The organism is Chelativorans sp. J32, from assembly GCF_000518985.1.
In the GTDB taxonomy this organism is placed as follows: domain Bacteria; phylum Pseudomonadota; class Alphaproteobacteria; order Rhizobiales; family Rhizobiaceae; genus Chelativorans.
Genome location: NZ_JAEQ01000005.1, coordinates 169,098 through 184,545, shown reverse-complemented (window position 1 = coordinate 184,545; position 15,448 = coordinate 169,098). Strand labels below are relative to the sequence as shown.

General features: G+C 61.1%; 14 protein-coding genes. 6 read left to right on the top strand and 8 right to left on the bottom strand.

Annotated elements, in window-relative coordinates; genetic code table 11:
• Nucleotides 1-17 precede the first annotated feature (17 nt).
• The gene (locus tag CHEJ32_RS24340; RefSeq protein ID WP_051469575.1) at nucleotides 18-2,864 is read left to right on the top strand and encodes an autotransporter outer membrane beta-barrel domain-containing protein; all 2,847 of its coding nucleotides are present in this window, start codon (nucleotides 18-20) and stop codon (nucleotides 2,862-2,864) included.
• Between the two features lie 75 nt (nucleotides 2,865-2,939).
• Here the strand turns inward: CHEJ32_RS24340 and CHEJ32_RS0109975 are convergent, their stop codons facing one another.
• Nucleotides 2,940-3,203, bottom strand: coding sequence for a DUF2312 domain-containing protein (locus CHEJ32_RS0109975; RefSeq protein WP_028033756.1), 264 nt, complete (start codon nucleotides 3,201-3,203; stop codon nucleotides 2,940-2,942).
• A 228-nt stretch (nucleotides 3,204-3,431) separates the two neighbouring features.
• Between CHEJ32_RS0109975 and CHEJ32_RS0109970 the strand changes: the two genes are divergently transcribed.
• Nucleotides 3,432-4,316, top strand: a complete 885-nt coding sequence (locus CHEJ32_RS0109970; RefSeq protein ID WP_028033755.1) for an MBL fold metallo-hydrolase — start codon at nucleotides 3,432-3,434, stop codon at nucleotides 4,314-4,316.
• A 147-nt stretch (nucleotides 4,317-4,463) separates the two neighbouring features.
• Complete coding sequence (typA, locus tag CHEJ32_RS0109965) at nucleotides 4,464-6,287, top strand: translational GTPase TypA (protein ID WP_028033754.1); 1,824 nt, start codon at nucleotides 4,464-4,466, stop codon at nucleotides 6,285-6,287.
• A 92-nt stretch (nucleotides 6,288-6,379) separates the two neighbouring features.
• Here typA and CHEJ32_RS0109960 read toward each other — a convergent pair whose 3' ends face one another.
• From CHEJ32_RS0109960 to ccmA, 5 genes are all read right to left on the bottom strand, one after another.
• A complete protein-coding gene (locus CHEJ32_RS0109960) occupies nucleotides 6,380-6,958 on the bottom strand; it encodes a DsbE family thiol:disulfide interchange protein (protein ID WP_028033753.1) in 579 nt (192 codons plus the stop codon).
• On the bottom strand, nucleotides 6,955-7,116 hold the full coding sequence (ccmD, locus tag CHEJ32_RS0109955) for a heme exporter protein CcmD (protein ID WP_028033752.1): 162 nt from the start codon (nucleotides 7,114-7,116) through the stop codon (nucleotides 6,955-6,957). Before ccmD ends, CHEJ32_RS0109960 begins: the two co-directional genes overlap by 4 nt.
• Nucleotides 7,113-7,883, bottom strand: coding sequence for a heme ABC transporter permease (locus CHEJ32_RS0109950; protein ID WP_028033751.1), 771 nt, complete (start codon nucleotides 7,881-7,883; stop codon nucleotides 7,113-7,115). The genes ccmD and CHEJ32_RS0109950 overlap by 4 nt, the downstream gene beginning before the upstream one ends.
• Before the next feature lie 106 nt (nucleotides 7,884-7,989).
• On the bottom strand, nucleotides 7,990-8,655 hold the full coding sequence (gene ccmB / locus CHEJ32_RS0109945; protein ID WP_028033750.1) for a heme exporter protein CcmB: 666 nt from the start codon (nucleotides 8,653-8,655) through the stop codon (nucleotides 7,990-7,992).
• Nucleotides 8,655-9,260: a heme ABC exporter ATP-binding protein CcmA gene (ccmA, locus tag CHEJ32_RS0109940; protein ID WP_028033749.1), complete on the bottom strand. Its 606-nt coding sequence runs from the start codon at nucleotides 9,258-9,260 to the stop codon at nucleotides 8,655-8,657. The genes ccmB and ccmA overlap by 1 nt, the downstream gene beginning before the upstream one ends.
• Nucleotides 9,261-9,534: 274 nt before the next feature.
• Between ccmA and acnA the strand changes: the two genes are divergently transcribed.
• From acnA to CHEJ32_RS0109925, 3 genes are all read left to right on the top strand, one after another.
• On the top strand, nucleotides 9,535-12,225 hold the full coding sequence (gene acnA, locus CHEJ32_RS0109935; RefSeq protein ID WP_028033748.1) for an aconitate hydratase AcnA: 2,691 nt from the start codon (nucleotides 9,535-9,537) through the stop codon (nucleotides 12,223-12,225).
• 195 nt (nucleotides 12,226-12,420) lie between these two features.
• Nucleotides 12,421-13,176 carry a thioredoxin family protein gene (locus CHEJ32_RS0109930; protein ID WP_028033747.1) on the top strand — a complete coding sequence of 252 codons (756 nt, stop codon included), beginning with the start codon at nucleotides 12,421-12,423 and terminating at the stop codon, nucleotides 13,174-13,176.
• Nucleotides 13,177-13,536: 360 nt separating this feature from the next.
• Nucleotides 13,537-13,923 carry a DUF2794 domain-containing protein gene (locus tag CHEJ32_RS0109925; RefSeq protein ID WP_028033746.1) on the top strand — a complete coding sequence of 129 codons (387 nt, stop codon included), beginning with the start codon at nucleotides 13,537-13,539 and terminating at the stop codon, nucleotides 13,921-13,923.
• 49 nt (nucleotides 13,924-13,972) lie between these two features.
• Here the strand turns inward: CHEJ32_RS0109925 and CHEJ32_RS0109920 are convergent, their stop codons facing one another.
• Both CHEJ32_RS0109920 and CHEJ32_RS0109915 read right to left on the bottom strand, forming a co-directional pair.
• The gene (locus tag CHEJ32_RS0109920) at nucleotides 13,973-14,542 is read right to left on the bottom strand and encodes a GNAT family N-acetyltransferase (RefSeq protein ID WP_028033745.1); all 570 of its coding nucleotides are present in this window, start codon (nucleotides 14,540-14,542) and stop codon (nucleotides 13,973-13,975) included.
• 105 nt (nucleotides 14,543-14,647) lie between these two features.
• Entirely contained in the window at nucleotides 14,648-15,427 is a 780-nt protein-coding gene (locus CHEJ32_RS0109915) for a Bax inhibitor-1/YccA family protein (RefSeq protein WP_028033744.1), read from the bottom strand.
• Nucleotides 15,428-15,448 lie beyond the last annotated feature (21 nt).

Genomic DNA, 15,448 nt, shown 5'->3' with positions numbered 1-15,448 from the left:
TGCACGGAACGACTGGAATGGGAGTCACTGGAAATGGGAGCGGCATCACCATTCCGGGCAGCGGCTCTATTACGATTTTAGGCACGCTAAAGGGCGGGAATGCTGATCAAACAGATAGCCGCGGCATCGGGGGTGCCGGCCTGGGAAAAACCGGCGGCGAGATCAACAATCACGGCGTCATCAAAGGCGGCACCGGCGGCAGCACGAGCAGATCGGGAACGGCAGGGAGTGCCGGCCAAGGCGGTATCGGTGCAGGGCTTAGCAGTGCAACGCTCGTCAACGAGGTCGGTGCCGTCATCTCGGGCGGCGATGGCGGCAACTATGACGCAGAGAGCACCACAGGAGGTGGAAGAACGGGCAATGGCGGGATAGGACTCAACATGAGGGGAGGCTCGCTTGATAACAAAGGTCTCATAGAAGGCGGCTCGGGAGGTATGTTCGGCCATTTGCCTGCTTCACGGGATAATTTCTTCGGCGGGGCAGGCGGATTGGGCGCGTTGCTGAGTGGTGGGACATACACCAATAGCGGCACGATAAGGGGTGGTAGAGGAGGGGAGGGAGCGAACGCGGGAGTAAGCGGCCATGGCGCCGCCGGAGAAGGTGTCCGCTTGACGGGGGGAGCGCTCCACAACACAGGTGTCATCTCGGGCGCGGATGGACGGAACGGCGGCGGTCCCTCGATAGGGGACGGAAATCATGGCGCGATAGGCATCACCGTTGTCAACGGCAAGCTCGCAAATTTCGGCACGATCAATGGCGGCAATGCTGGCCCGCTGATGGGACCTCAGGCGCACGGAGGCACCGCCGTGGTCGGGACAGGCGGTGTGACCGTTGTCAATGGTGGTGTCATCAACGGGGGTCGCAACGGCGACGACAGTTTCGGCACCGCGCTTCAATTCACGGGCGGCGGCAACACGCTCGAGCTGCATGCCGGCTATGGGATCTATGGACGCGTCCTCGCGACCAACACAGACAGATTCGTTCTTGGTGGTGCTGGCGACGGCACCTTCGATGTTTCCAAATTCAACCCGGGTGATCAGTTCGACCCGTTCGGATTCTACGAAAAGCGGGGGACCAGCACCTGGAGGCTGACCGGGACGACGACTGAACACACCCCATGGACCATCTATGAGGGTGTTCTAGAGGTCTCACAAGATGGCAATCTCGGTGCGACGTCAGGTGTGCTCACCCTGGCCGGCGGCACATTGCGCAACACCGCTGCCTTCACCTCGACTCGTAATTTCCTCATCGAGCCTGCGGGCGGCACAATCCAGACGAATGCGGATCTGACGCTGGCCGGCTCGATCCTAGGCACGGGCGCTCTCGTCAAGACCGGCGGTGCCGCTTTGATCCTCACGGGTGACAGCTCCGCCTTCGCAGGCTCCACATCCGTCGATGCAGGCGCTCTTATCGTGAACGGCAGTATCTGCGGCCCGCTCACCATACGCAGCGCCGCACGGCTCCAAGGCACCGGCACTGTTTGCGACACCACAAATGCGGGTGTCATTGCGCCTGGAAACGGAATCGGCACTCTCACAATCAATGGCAATTATGCAGGCAATGGCGGCACGCTCGAACTTGAGACCGTGCTTGGCGGAGACAATTCAAGCACAGATCTCCTGATCATCACGGGTGATACATCCGGCACTACGAATGTGCGCGTGATCAATATCGGCGGTCTTGGTGCGCTGACCACGGAGGGGATCAAAGTCATCGATGTCGGCGGGACCTCAAACGGCGTTTTCTCGCTCCTTGGAAATTACACACTGAATGACAGCCAGGTAATGGTGCAGGGCGCGTATGCATATGGCCTTTACAAGAACGGCATCAGTTCGCCGACGGATGGCGACTGGTATCTCCGTTCCTTCTATCAGCCAGGCGTCCCGGTGTACGAGAGCTATGCAGGCACGCTGCAGTCCTTCAACGGTGTGGGCACCTTGCAGCAGCGGCTTGGCAACCGCTTCTGGGCGACAGAACCGGCGCCGGTCGAAAAGGGCATGCCGTCACATTATGGTCTGATCGAAGGGAATGGCATTTGGGGCCGCGTGGAAGCCTCGAGCAGCCATCTTATCCCGAAGACCTCCTCCACAGGCGTCGAATCCGATGTGGGTACCTGGAAACTGCAAGCTGGTGCTGACCTGCTCCTGGCTGAGGAGCCATACGGCAGTCTTCTTGGAAGCATCACCGCCCATTACGGCACAATCTCTTCCGATATCTTTTCGAAAACCGGCAATGGCTGGATCGAGAGCAGTGGCCGCGGGGTCGGCGGAGCACTTACCTGGTACGGAAGCAATGATTTCTATGTAGACGCACAGGGCCACGCCACTTGGTACAGGAGCGATCTCCACTCCACCACTGCCCGTCTGGACCTTGCCCGGGACCAGGATGCGTTCGGCTACGGTCTGGGCATCGAAGCCGGCAAGAGGTTCTGGTTCGGACAGCACTGGGCTGCAACGCCACAGGGCCAGTTCTCCTATTCCCGCATCAGCTTCGACAATTTCGTCGACGCCTTCGGAGCGCCTGTCTCGTTCCAAAAGAGTGAAAGCCTCTTAGCCCGCCTTGGCATAACAATCGACCGGCAAACTGAATGGCGTGGTGAGGCGGGCGTTAAGAACCGCTCTCACCTCTACGGCATCGCCAATCTCTATTATGATTTCGCGGACAGCTGGCACGTGGACGTGGCGAATGTAGGATTTGAGCATCGCAACCAGCCACTTTGGGGCGGGCTAGGTATCGGTGGTACCTTGAACCTCGCCGACGACAAATATTCGATCTACGGCGAAGCACTGGCAAGAACGAGCTTTGAGAACTTCGGCGACAGCCGCGTCTTGAGCGGCACGATCGGCATCCGTATCGGCTGGTAGCGCAGCAGGCAGATCCTGCCTCCTACAGAGAAGGCCGCTCGAGGCGGCCTTCGTGATCACCGGTGGCGGGTCGCTTCAGACCATTCCGAGTGCAGCTTTATAGAGGTCCAGGATCGCCTCTTCTTCCTGGCGCTCAGCTTGATCCTTCTTGCGCAGGCGAACGATCGTGCGCACCGCTTTCACGTCGAAACCATTGCCCTTCATCTCGGCATAGACATCCTTGATGTCGTCGGAGATGGTCTGCTTCTCCTCCTCGAGGCGCTCGATGCGCTCGATGAAGGCGCGAAGCTGCCCGGCGGCAACGGTCTGCGCAGTCTCGTTCGTGATGTCGTCGGCCATGGTTTTCTCCGCTGAAGGAAGGACGCCCGCGACTCGCAACGCGGGCAAAAGATGGGCTTCGATGCCCCAGCGGTTGTTCAAAATCAAGGCCGTTCCGTAGTTGTTCCCCACTCTCGCGGCAAGCGTTTATCATTTTGGACGGGTGGCTTCTCTCCTCCGGAGTGGAGACAGATCGGAACCGTTCGGATAAAGCTCGATCGTTTCTGGCAATATCGTTGGAAGATGAACATGGCTCCTAAAACGCCCTCGGTGACGGCGTTCTTCGAAGAACGAACGAGCTCGCTGCAATATGTTGCTGCCGATCCGGCCACAGGCAAATGTGCGATCATCGATCCGGTTCTCGATTACGATGAGAAGTCCGGGGCGGTCGCCACGCGAAGCGCCGATGCAATTCTCGAATTCGTAAAACGGGAGGGGCTTGAGGTCGAATGGATACTCGACACCCATCCTCACGCCGACCATTTCTCCGCGGCCGCATATCTCAAGCAGAAGACCGGTGCACCCACGGCGATCGGAGAACGTGTGGTGGATGTCCAGAAGCTCTGGAAGGAAATTTATAACCTGTCGGACTTTTCTGCCGATGGAACGCAGTGGGATCGGTTATTCACCGCGGGCGAGCGCTTTTTCGTCGGGGAAATCCCATCCTATGTTCTTTTTTCTCCCGGTCACACACTGGCCTCCATCACTTATGTGATCGGCGACGCCGCTTTCGTGCATGACACTGTTTTCATGCCGGATGGCGGCACTGCAAGGGCAGATTTTCCGGGAGGGGATGCGACGAGGCTCTGGCGCTCCATCCAGGAAATCCTATCGCTGCCGGATGAAACCAGGATCTTCACCGGCCATGACTACCAGCCGGGGGGGCGGGAACCGCGCTGGGAAAGCACCGTCGCCGAGCAAAAGGCCGAGAATATCCACCTCACGAAGTATCGTACCGAGGATGAGTTCGTAAATTTTCGGGAGGCTCGCGACCGCACACTTCCCATGCCGAAGCTGATCCTCCACGCTCTCCAGGTGAACATGAATGGCGGTCGGCTGCCCGAGCCCGAGGGCAACGGCCGGCGATATCTGAAGATCCCTTTGGATCGGTTTGGAAACGTCGCCTGGGATTGATTTTTGCGGGGCGCCTTTTTGCGGGCGATAACCGCTCCTATATCTGTGAAGTGCGTCGCTCTTTCGCAAAGGCCAAAAAAACTGTAAGAGCACGCCAACGAAACATGGCCGCGCCTTTTGCGCGGCCACGCCATTTAAAGAGCACCAATGAAACTCCGCAATATTGCGATTATCGCCCACGTCGATCATGGGAAGACTACCCTCGTCGATGCGCTCCTGAAGCAGTCGGGCTCCGTGCGCGACAACCAGCGCGTGGATGAGCGCGTCATGGACTCCAATGATATCGAGAAAGAGCGCGGCATTACCATCCTCGCCAAGGCCACGTCGGTGGTTTGGAAAGACGTGCGCATCAACATCGTGGACACGCCCGGGCACGCCGATTTCGGCGGCGAGGTGGAGCGTATCCTGAACATGGTGGACGGCGCCGTTCTTCTGGTGGATGCTGCCGAGGGGCCCATGCCGCAGACGAAATTTGTCGTCGGCAAGGCGCTGAAGGTGGGCTTGAAGCCGATCGTCGCCGTCAACAAGATCGACCGGCCGGATGCCCGCGCGGATGAGGTTATCAACGAGGTCTTCGACCTTTTTGCCGCTCTCGACGCCACTGACGAGCAGCTCGATTTTCCGATCCTTTACGGCTCGGGCCGCGATGGCTGGATGAATTTCGATCCTTCGGGACCGAAGGACGAAGGTCTGGCGCCGCTTTTCGATCTTGTGCTGAAGCACGTGCCGGAGCCGACCGTGGAGGAGGGGCCGTTCCGCATGATCGGCACCATCCTGGAAGCCAATCCCTTCCTCGGCCGCATCATCACCGGCCGTATCGCTTCCGGCAGCATCAAGTCGAACCAGGCGGTAAAGGTTCTCGCGCGGGACGGCAGCCTCTTGGAGCAGGGCCGGATTTCGAAGATCCTGGCGTTCAGGGGATTAGATCGCCAGCCGATCGACGAAGCCCATGCCGGCGACATTATCGCCATTGCCGGCCTGTCGAAGGGCACGGTGGCCGATACTTTCTGCGACCCATCGGTGGCCGAGCCCATGGAAGCTCAGCCGATCGATCCGCCCACCGTTACCATGAGCTTCCTCGTGAATGACTCGCCGCTTGCCGGCACCGAAGGCGACAAGGTGACGAGCCGCGTCATCCGCGATCGTCTTTTGAAGGAGGCGGAGGGCAATGTCGCGCTGAAGGTCGAGGAGTCTGCAGACAAGGACTCGTTCTTCGTCTCGGGTCGAGGCGAGCTGCAATTGTCGGTGCTCATCGAGACGATGCGCCGCGAAGGCTTCGAGCTTGCGGTCTCCCGCCCGCGCGTGGTGATGAAGAAGGACGAGGACGGCCAGTTCCTGGAGCCCATCGAGGAGGTTGTCATCGACGTGGACGAGGAGCACGCCGGCGTCGTCGTGCAGAAGATGTCGGAGCGCAAGGCCGAGATGGTGGAACTCCGCCCCTCCGGCGGCGACCGTCAGCGGCTGGTGTTCCTGGCCCCGACGCGCGGCTTGATAGGCTATCAGTCCGAGCTTTTGACCGATACGCGCGGCACGGCGGTGATGAACCGGCTCTTCCACTCCTATCAGCCGTATAAGGGCGAGATCGCCGGCCGGGTGAACGGCGTGCTGATCGCCAATGAACCGGGCGAAGCCGTGGCTTACGCGCTCTGGAATCTTGAGGACCGGGGTCCGATGGTGATCGATCCGGGCGTGAAGGTCTATCAGGGCATGATCGTGGGCATCCACTCCCGCGACAACGACCTGGAGGTGAATGTCCTCAAAGGCAAGAAGCTCACGAATATCCGCGCTGCCGGCAAGGACGAGGCGGTGAAGCTCACGCCGCCGATCCGCATGACCCTGGAGCGCGCATTGTCCTGGATTCAGGACGATGAGCTGGTGGAGGTGACGCCGAAGTCGATCCGCCTGCGCAAGCTCTACCTCGATCCGCATGAGCGTAAGCGCTTCGAAAAGCAGAAATTAGCCGTCGCCTGAGGCGGCGGCTCGCCCGGTCGGCCCTTCGGCCGGGCAGCGCCTGTTGTGGCTCTTCCTAAATTGCTGACGCTGCGGCGGTGATAACGCGCCGCTCAAGACCCGGCTGAAAGTGCCTTCTCGATTTCAGGCATCATCTCGTTTTTCAGGCTGGCCGGCGTGAACGGACCAACATGTTTATAGCGGATCTTGCCATCCGGGCCGACGAGGAACGTCTCGGGCACGCCATAGACGCCCCACTCGATCGCTGATCGCCCACTCTGATCGACGCCAACAGCGTCGAATGGATTGCCCAATTCGCCAAGGAAGCGCCGAGCGTTTTCAGGCTGATCCTTGTAATTGAAGCCGACAAGGCGAATGCGATCGTCCTTCGCAAGCTCCATGAGCAGCGGATGCTCCTGCCTGCAGGGCATACACCAGGAGCCCCAGACATTCACGACCGATACCTTTCCGGCAAAGTCGCCCGGGTTGAGCCCGGGAAGCGCGAGGCCCTCCAGTGGCGGCAATTCCGTCTGGGGTGCGGGCTGGCCGATAAGTGCCGAAGGAACGACCGAGCTGTCCTTTCCGGAAAGAAGCTCGATAAAGAAAACCGCGGAGAGCGCAAGAAACGCAAATAGGGGTACCAGCAGGATAAGCAGCCGCCTTCTGGGCGGTTGGCCTTCCGCCGCGCTCATTCGGAGCCCCGAGCAGAACGGCGGCGCACGCCGCGCGCCTCAAGCTGCTTGAGCGCTCGCCGCTGGGCCGACTGGTCGAACAAAATCCAGCAAACCAGCCCCATGATCGCCAGCGCTGAAATGACATAGGCTGCCGTGACATAGGCGAGGTGCGTCATCGCGATGCCTCCGCCGGCTTGATCTCCGCGGCGCGGGCGGAGAGCCGGCGCATTGCGATCACCCGCCGGCGCCAGATCTCATTTCGCATGGCCATGAGGTGAAGCGCGAGGAAGAGCAGGGTGAAGCCGATCGCGCACACCAGGAGCGGCCAGAGCATGCTGGGATCGATCGTCGGGCCATCAAGCCTGAAGACCGAAGCCGGTTGATGAAGCGTGTTCCACCAATCGACGGAAAACTTGATGATCGGGATATTGATGAAGCCGACCAGCGTGAGGATCGCGGCGGCTCGGGCCGAACGGCCGGGATCGTCAAGCGCGCGCGTGAGCGCGATGATCCCGAGATACATCAAGAAGAGAACAAAGACCGAGGTCAGCCGCGCGTCCCAGACCCACCAGGTGCCCCACATGGGCTTGCCCCAGATGGAGCCTGTGGCGAGCGCGAGCGCTGTAAAGACGGCGCCAATGGGCGCGGCGGCCTTCAAGGAGACGTCTGCCAGGGGATGGCGCCAGACCAATGTGCCGAGAGCCGAACCCGCCATCATCGTGTAGCAGAGCATGGAAAGCCACGCGAAGGGAACGTGGACATACATGATGCGAACCGTGATGCCCTGCTGGTAATCCTCAGGCGCGGCGAACGCCATGTAGAGCCCGGCCGCCAGCACCAGCACCGCGGCGCTTGAAAGCCATGGCAGCACCGCGCCCGCCAATTCGAGGAAGCGGGTGGGGTTTGCAATTTCGGTCCAGCGGGGAACGGCCTTCTCGTTCATGGGCAGTTAGATAGAACGTCAGGCAGCTGCGCGCAATTGATGATAGGAAAAGCTGCGTGAGGCCTTTTGTCCGCTTCATCGGATTGTCTGCCAGTCGCCGCCAAGATCAATCCGAAGATGAACGCAGGGCGAGCGCTGCGGCGGCGGGTCCGATCACGGCGAAGAAGAGCGTGAGCGCGGACAGGATGAGGAAGGGCGGCAGGAAAGGGTCCGGGTCCGCCACGGCACCGCGGCTTGCCGCAACCCCGAAAATCAGCACCGGCACGGTCAGCGGAAGGATGATGACGGAGACGAGGAGTCCGCCGCGCGGCAGGGCTACTGCGAGCGCTGCTCCAACGGCTCCGATGAAAGTGATCGCCGGCGTGCCTACGAGGAGTGTGGAGCTGGCAGCAAGAAGGCCCAGTGGCGGAACATTCATGAACAGGCCAAGCAAGGGAGACACGAGGACGAGGGGGAGCACCGAAACCGTCCAGTGTGCCAGGCACTTCACGAAGACGGTGAGCGCCAGCATGTGACGGTCCCGGCTGCCAAGCAGAAGATCGAGAGAGCCATCTTCCCGATCGCCCTGGAACAGGCGATCCAACCCCAAAAGGCTGGCGAGCAGCGCTCCGATCCAAAGAATTGCCGGCCCTATTCGTGCGAGCAGGTTGAGATCGGGCCCGACGCCGAAGGGAATGACCGCCACCACGGCCAGGAAGAAGAGAGCACCCGTGAGCGCGCCGCTGCCTGCCCGCAAACCGAGCTTTACGTCTCGCAGATAGAGCGCAAGCATCAGCCCGCCCCCATCCTCAGTTCGCGAGCATGTCCCAGCCCAAGGGGCAGGTGGGTCGCCGCGATGATGATGCCGCCATCCGCCAGATGCGTCCGCATCAGTTCGGAGAAACGGGCCTCCGAGGCATGATCGAGGCCGGAGGTCGGCTCGTCGAGCAGCCAGACCGGGCGGTGGGAGACGAGAAGGCGGGCTATTGCGGTCCGGCGGCGCTGGCCGGTGGAAAGATAGCCGAAGGGCAGATGCCCGATCTCGCTCAGGCCGACCGCCTCGAGCGCATCATCGACGGAAAGGCGGGGGCCGCCCAGAAAGGTGCGCCAGAAGGCAAGATTTTCCTCCACCGTCAGCGCCGTCTTCATCCCGTTCAGATGGCCCAGATAGTGGCAGGCGGCTTGCACGTCCGGGAAAGTCTCTCCGCCTCCCGAGAACTCGACATTGCCGGAGGCCGCGGGAAGAAGCCCGGCCACGGTGCGCAGGAGAGTGGATTTACCCGCCCCGTTGGGGCCCGTTACCAGAAGAGCCTGACCTGGATCGAGAGCGAAGGACAACCCGGAAAAGATCAGTTCCCCACCGCGCTCGCCGCTCAGGTTTTCCACGGCAAGCCGCATGGGTTCTCCTACCTGCCGCAATGGTTGTCCCCGGCTTTTTCCCAAAGTGCCAAAATAGTTTAATCGCTATAGAACTCTTTTTAGAAATTCTCTATATGCGGGGCAACCACGCCAGCGGTCGGCGTGGAGAGCCTTTGTGCCGAACCAGCGCACATGCCGCCTTGACCGGCTGGTACGCGGGGGGCGGACGCGGAAATGACCGTACCCGCATTTGAGCTTGTCGTCTCAGAAAGTCCGTTCCCGTTCGGATGAACAGACCAGGATGGGATCGCACGTGTCTACTTCACTCGACAGCTATAAAAGCCGCCGCACCCTGAAAGTAGGGAACACCGAATATACTTACTTCGACCTCAAGGAGGCGGAGAAGAACGGTCTTGCCGGGGTTTCCAGACTCCCCTTCTCCATGAAGGTTCTGCTCGAAAACCTCCTGCGCAAGGAGGACGGCCGCTCCGTTACCAAGCAGAGCATCGAAGCGGTGGCCGCATGGCTTTCCGACCGCGGCTCCGCCGGTGTGGAGATCGCCTACTCGCCCGCCCGCGTGCTGATGCAGGATTTCACCGGCGTTCCTGCCGTGGTGGACCTTGCCGCAATGCGTGATGCGATGGTCTCGCTCGGCGGCGACCCCCAGAAGATCAACCCGCTGGTTCCGGTGGATCTCGTCATCGACCATTCGGTCATCGTCGATGAATTCGGCACGCCGCTCGCCTTCGCGCGCAATGTGGAGCTGGAATACAAGCGCAACGCGGAGCGCTACCGTTTCCTGAAATGGGGCCAAAAGGCGTTCCAGAACTTCCGCGTGGTGCCTCCGGGCACCGGCATCTGCCATCAGGTCAATCTCGAATATCTCGCGCGCGTCGTCTGGAGCCGCGAGGAGGACGGCACGCTTCTCGCCTATCCCGATACCTGCGTTGGAACCGATTCGCACACCACAATGGTGAACGGCCTCGGCGTTCTCGGCTGGGGCGTGGGCGGCATCGAAGCAGAGGCCGCGATGCTCGGCCAGCCGGTCTCCATGCTGCTGCCGGAAGTGGTCGGCTTCAAGCTGACGGGTAAGCTGCGCGAGGGCGTCACCGCCACGGACCTCGTGCTCACGGTCACGCAGATGCTGCGCAAGAAGGGCGTGGTCGGCAAGTTCGTCGAGTTCTTCGGCCCCGGCCTTGCGAACATGACCGTGGCCGACCGTGCCACGATCGGCAATATGGCGCCGGAATATGGCGCCACCTGCGGCTTCTTCCCGGTGGATGGCGAGACCATAAAGTATCTTACGATGTCCAACCGCTCTGCCGAGCAGATCGCGCTGGTGGAGGCCTATACCAAGGCGCAGGGCCTGTGGCGCGAGGAGGAGATGCAGGATCCGGTCTTCACCGAGATCCTGGAACTCGACCTCGGCACGGTCGTGCCTTCGATGGCCGGTCCGAAGCGTCCCGAGGGCCGTCTGCCGCTCGAGGAGATCGCGCCCAATTTCGAAAAGGCGCTCGAGGCCGAGTACAAGAAGACGGTCGACACCGCCAAGCGCTACGCGGTCGAAGGCGAGGATTTCGATCTCGGCCACGGCGATGTGGTGATCGCCGCCATTACGTCGTGCACGAACACCTCGAACCCGAGCGTCCTCCTCGCCGCCGGCCTGCTTGCCCGCAACGCCAACCGGCGTGGGCTGAAGCGCAAGCCTTGGGTGAAGACCTCGCTCGCCCCCGGCAGCAAGGTGGTTGCCGAATACTACGAGAAATCCGGCCTGCAGACGGAGCTGGACCAGCTCGGCTTCAATCTGGTCGGCTTCGGCTGCACGACATGCATCGGCAATTCCGGCCCGCTGCCGGAACCGATCTCCAAGACCATCAACGACAAGGGTCTGATCGGTGCGGCGGTGCTCTCCGGCAACCGTAACTTCGAAGGCCGCGTGTCTCCCGACGTTCAGGCGAACTATCTAGCCTCGCCGCCGCTGGTGGTGGCCTATGCGCTCGCCGGCACCGTGCGCAAGGACCTGACCAAGGAACCGCTCGGCGAGGATCGGGACGGCAATCCCGTCTATCTGCGCGATATCTGGCCGACTTCGGCCGAGGTGCAGGAGTTCATCGCCAAGCACGTCACGCGTGAGCTGTTTGCCACCAAATATGCGGATGTCTTCAAGGGCGACGAATACTGGCAGGGGCTGGAAGCACCGGCCGGCGAGACCTATGCATGGGATCCGGGCTCGACCTATGTGCAGAACCCGCCCTATTTCGAGGGCATGCAGCCGAAGCCCCAGCCGGGTGGCGACATCAAGGGCGCGCGTGTACTCGGCCTGTTCGGCGACAAGATCACGACCGACCACATTTCACCCGCGGGCTCCATCAAGGCCCAGTCTCCCGCCGGTCAGTACCTTATGGACCATGGCGTGGGCGTTGCGGACTTCAACCAGTATGGCACGCGGCGCGGCAATCATGAGGTGATGATGCGCGGCACCTTTGCCAATATCCGCATCCGCAACCACATGCTGGGCGAGAACGGGCGGGAAGGCGGCTATACGATCCACTATCCCTCGAAGGAGGAGATGTCGATCTATGACGCTGCCATGCGTTACAAGCAGGAAGGCGTGCCGCTCGTCATCTTCGCGGGCGTGGAGTACGGCAACGGCTCCTCGCGCGACTGGGCGGCCAAGGGCACGAACCTGCTCGGCGTCCGGGCGGTCATCGCGCAGAGCTTCGAGCGTATCCACCGTTCGAACCTTGTCGGCATGGGCGTCATCCCGTTCGTCTTCGCCGAGGAGACGAGCTGGAAAGAACTCGGGCTGAAGGGCGACGAGATCGTGACGATCGACGGCCTGGACACCATCAGGCCGCGCGCCACGATGATTGCCAAGATCACTTACGGCGATGGTTCGGTGAAGGAAGTGCCGCTGCTTTGCCGGATCGATACGCTGGATGAGCTCGAATACTTCAAGAATGGCGGCATCCTGCAATATGTGTTGCGGGATCTCGCAGCCTGAGGCAGTCGCCCGAATCTAAGGCTTTTGGAACCGCCGCTAGCCGGCGGTTCTTTTTTTGCGATCTGAAACTCATGCTTTTGGTTAACCAAGCTTTCACCGCAACGTGACTTTCCATAGATCTTCGTTCGCCGCTAGGATCGTTAAAATTGTGCAACAAGAGCCGGCCCGCGAGGTCGCGCCAAAGGAAGAGGAAACATGCGCATTTTGACCGCGCGCAGAACCCTGTTGAAGATGGGCCTTGCCGCGGTGGCTTTGCCTGGATGCCTTAGAATCGCAGGGGCAGCGACAAGGCCAATCGCAGTGGTGGAACTTTTCACGAGTCAGGGCTGTAGCCGATGTCCGCCGGCGGATGCCCTTTTCGTAGAACTCGCCGAACGCAGCAACATCGTCGCGCTGGCGTATCACATAGATTACTGGGATTATCTCGGCTGGGAAGACAGCCTTGCCGTGCCCGAAAACACCGAAAGGCAGCATGCCTATGGTGAGGTGCTTGGCACGGGAGTCTACACGCCCCAGATCGTGGTGAATGGTCAGAAGGATGTTGTGGGAGCGGACCGTAATGCCGTCCTCAATGCCGTGCAGCCGGCGGATGGGGCCGGGGGGCTGGCTGTCGACGTGGCTCTTTCGACGGCAGGCAAGAATATCGCCATCGAGATCGGCGGCGGAGAATCGGCGGAGGCAGGCGCCCACGTCCTCCTGGTTTATTACAGGCCGAGCTATACCGCGGAGATCCGCGCCGGTGAGAACAAGGGCAAGACAGTCGAGTACCGCAACATCGTCACCGGTCATCAGACGGTAGGGGTCTGGCACGGAAAGGAAATGCGGCTGGAGTTCCCCAAGTCGGAGATCAAGAGCAGGGGAGGCTGTTGCGCGGTGCTGGTGCAATCCGCCGATGAGGATGGCAATCCCAAGGCCATTCTGGGTGCGGCGCAGATGAGCGCCGTCAGCTGACAAAAAAGCGCCGGCACGGCTATGCCTGTACCGGCGTTGATCTCAGGAGATCGTTGCCATCTGGTGGGCCCTGGGAGGCCCGGAGTTGGTTCGATCCGATGACAGCCCTGTGGGCGGGGGGGCTTGGGGTACAGAACTGCCCCGGATCGAACCGTCTCAGGCAACAAGGGGATCGTCTTCGCAAAATCGGGCGCAAGCGGGGTAAGAACACGGCGATAATGAGGCGAATGATCACCAAATCCGACCACGGGTAGCGATTTCGTGAGGCCAGATTGCCACGGGTTTGCCTGTAGGGGTTGCATTTCCCACGCACCCACGCCACCTTGATTGTCACAAGACCGTAACAAAAAGGTGCCCTGGATGGCTGATCAGTCAGGCGCAGCGGAGGGTAGGGAAGATTCCGGGAACCTCATCCCGCTCGGCGAAGCCCGCCGGGCGCGGCTGAAGCTTCCGATCACCTTCGACCGTCGGGAACTCGACCAGATCCTGCGTGTGTACGGATTTATGGTCGCAGCTGGTGAATGGCGCGATTATGCGATTGACCATCTGGAAGACAGGGCAATCTTCTCGGTCTATCGGCGTACGAGCGAGGTGCCGCTGTTCCGGATCGTGAAAGACCCGTCTCTTGCAAGAAAGCAGGGCGCCTACAGCGTGGTTGCCGCGACCGGTGCTATTCTGAAGCGCGGACACGATCTCGCCCGGGTGCTGACGGTTTTCGACAAGAAGCTTCGCCTCGTCGGAACGTGAGGAAGGCGGCCAGGCGACACGCCCGCCCCGTCCCGTAACGACTTTCTGCCTATCTTCCGGCTTCCCGCCTGAACAGCCTTTCCGGCAGCGATTCCGGATCCGGCGGCAGAGTATCGCCCCCGTTCAAAGTAAGTTGCATGAACACCGTATCGAGCCAGCGGCCATGTTTGTACCCGCTGCCTTCGAGCACGCCCGCATGCCGGAACCCTAGAGCTTCGTGCAGTTTGACCGAGGCGCTTTCAGGTGAGCCATCACCGATCACGGCGGCGATCTGGCGGAAACCGAGCTTGCTGCATTCCGCGATCAGCGCCTGGAGCAGCAGGCGACCGATCCCTCTGCCCTGAGCGTGAGGGGCGATGTAGATGGAATCCTCCACCATGAAGCGGTAGGCGCGGCGCGGCCTGAATGGTCCGGCATAGGCGTAGCCCAGCACCTGCTCCGCCTCTTCCGCCACCAGATAGGGATAGCCGTTTGAAGTGAGCCCCTCCATCCGCGACGACATCTCTTCAAGACTCGGCGGTTCGAGCTCGTAGCTCGCGGTGCCGGTCTCGACGGCATGTCCATAGATCTTTGTGATAGCGGAAAGGTCTGCGGTTCGGGCGGCGCGGATGGTGGTCACTGTCGAAGCTCTTTGCGGCCTGTCGTCCTATTTTCATGACAGGACACTTGCCAAAAGAAAAGGGCGGTCAGCGACCGCCCTTCAAAATCCTCGTTCCGGCCGCGTCTATTCGCGGTTGTTGCCCATGAACTGAAGCAGGAACATGAAGAGGTTGATGAAGTCGAGGTAGAGCCGCAGCGCGCCCATAATCGCCTTGCGGCCGGCCACGAGCTGGTCGTCGCCCTCGTAGTACATCTCCTTGATCTGCTGGGTGTCGTAGGCCGTAAGGCCGGCGAACACCAGGACGCCAATCACCGAAATGGCGAACTGCAGCGCGGAGGAGCCGAGGAAGATATTCACCAGCGACGCGAGGATGATGCCGATGAGGCCCATGAACAGGAAGGAGCCCATCCCGGACAGATCGCGCTTGGTCGTGTAGCCCCAGAGCGACAGAGCGCCAAAGGAGGCCGCGGTGATGAAGAAGGTGCGTACGATGCTTTCGCCCGTGAAAACGATGAAGATCGACGATAGCGAAAGGCCCACAAGGGCTGCGTAGACCCAGAAGGTCGTCTGCGCCGCGGATACGCTCAGCGTCTGGATGCGGAAGCTCATGAAAAAGACCAGCGCCAGCGGCGCCAACATCACAACCCAGCGCAGGGGTGACAGGTAGATGGCGCTGCCAAAGGCGGTCAGCAGAGTGCCGTTGCCCAACTGCGAGGCAGCGGCGGACGGGTCGGTCGTCGTCGCCAGCGAAGCCACGCCGAATGCAGCCAGGCCTGTGATGGCCAGGCCCAAGGCCATGAGGTTGTAGACCCGGATCATGTAGGCACGCAGGCCCTCGTCGATCGCCGCGTCGACGCGCGCGCCGGGCGCCGCTCGGGTCTGATAGTTGCGAAGGTCAGCCATGTGTTCCTCTTTCTCGCTACT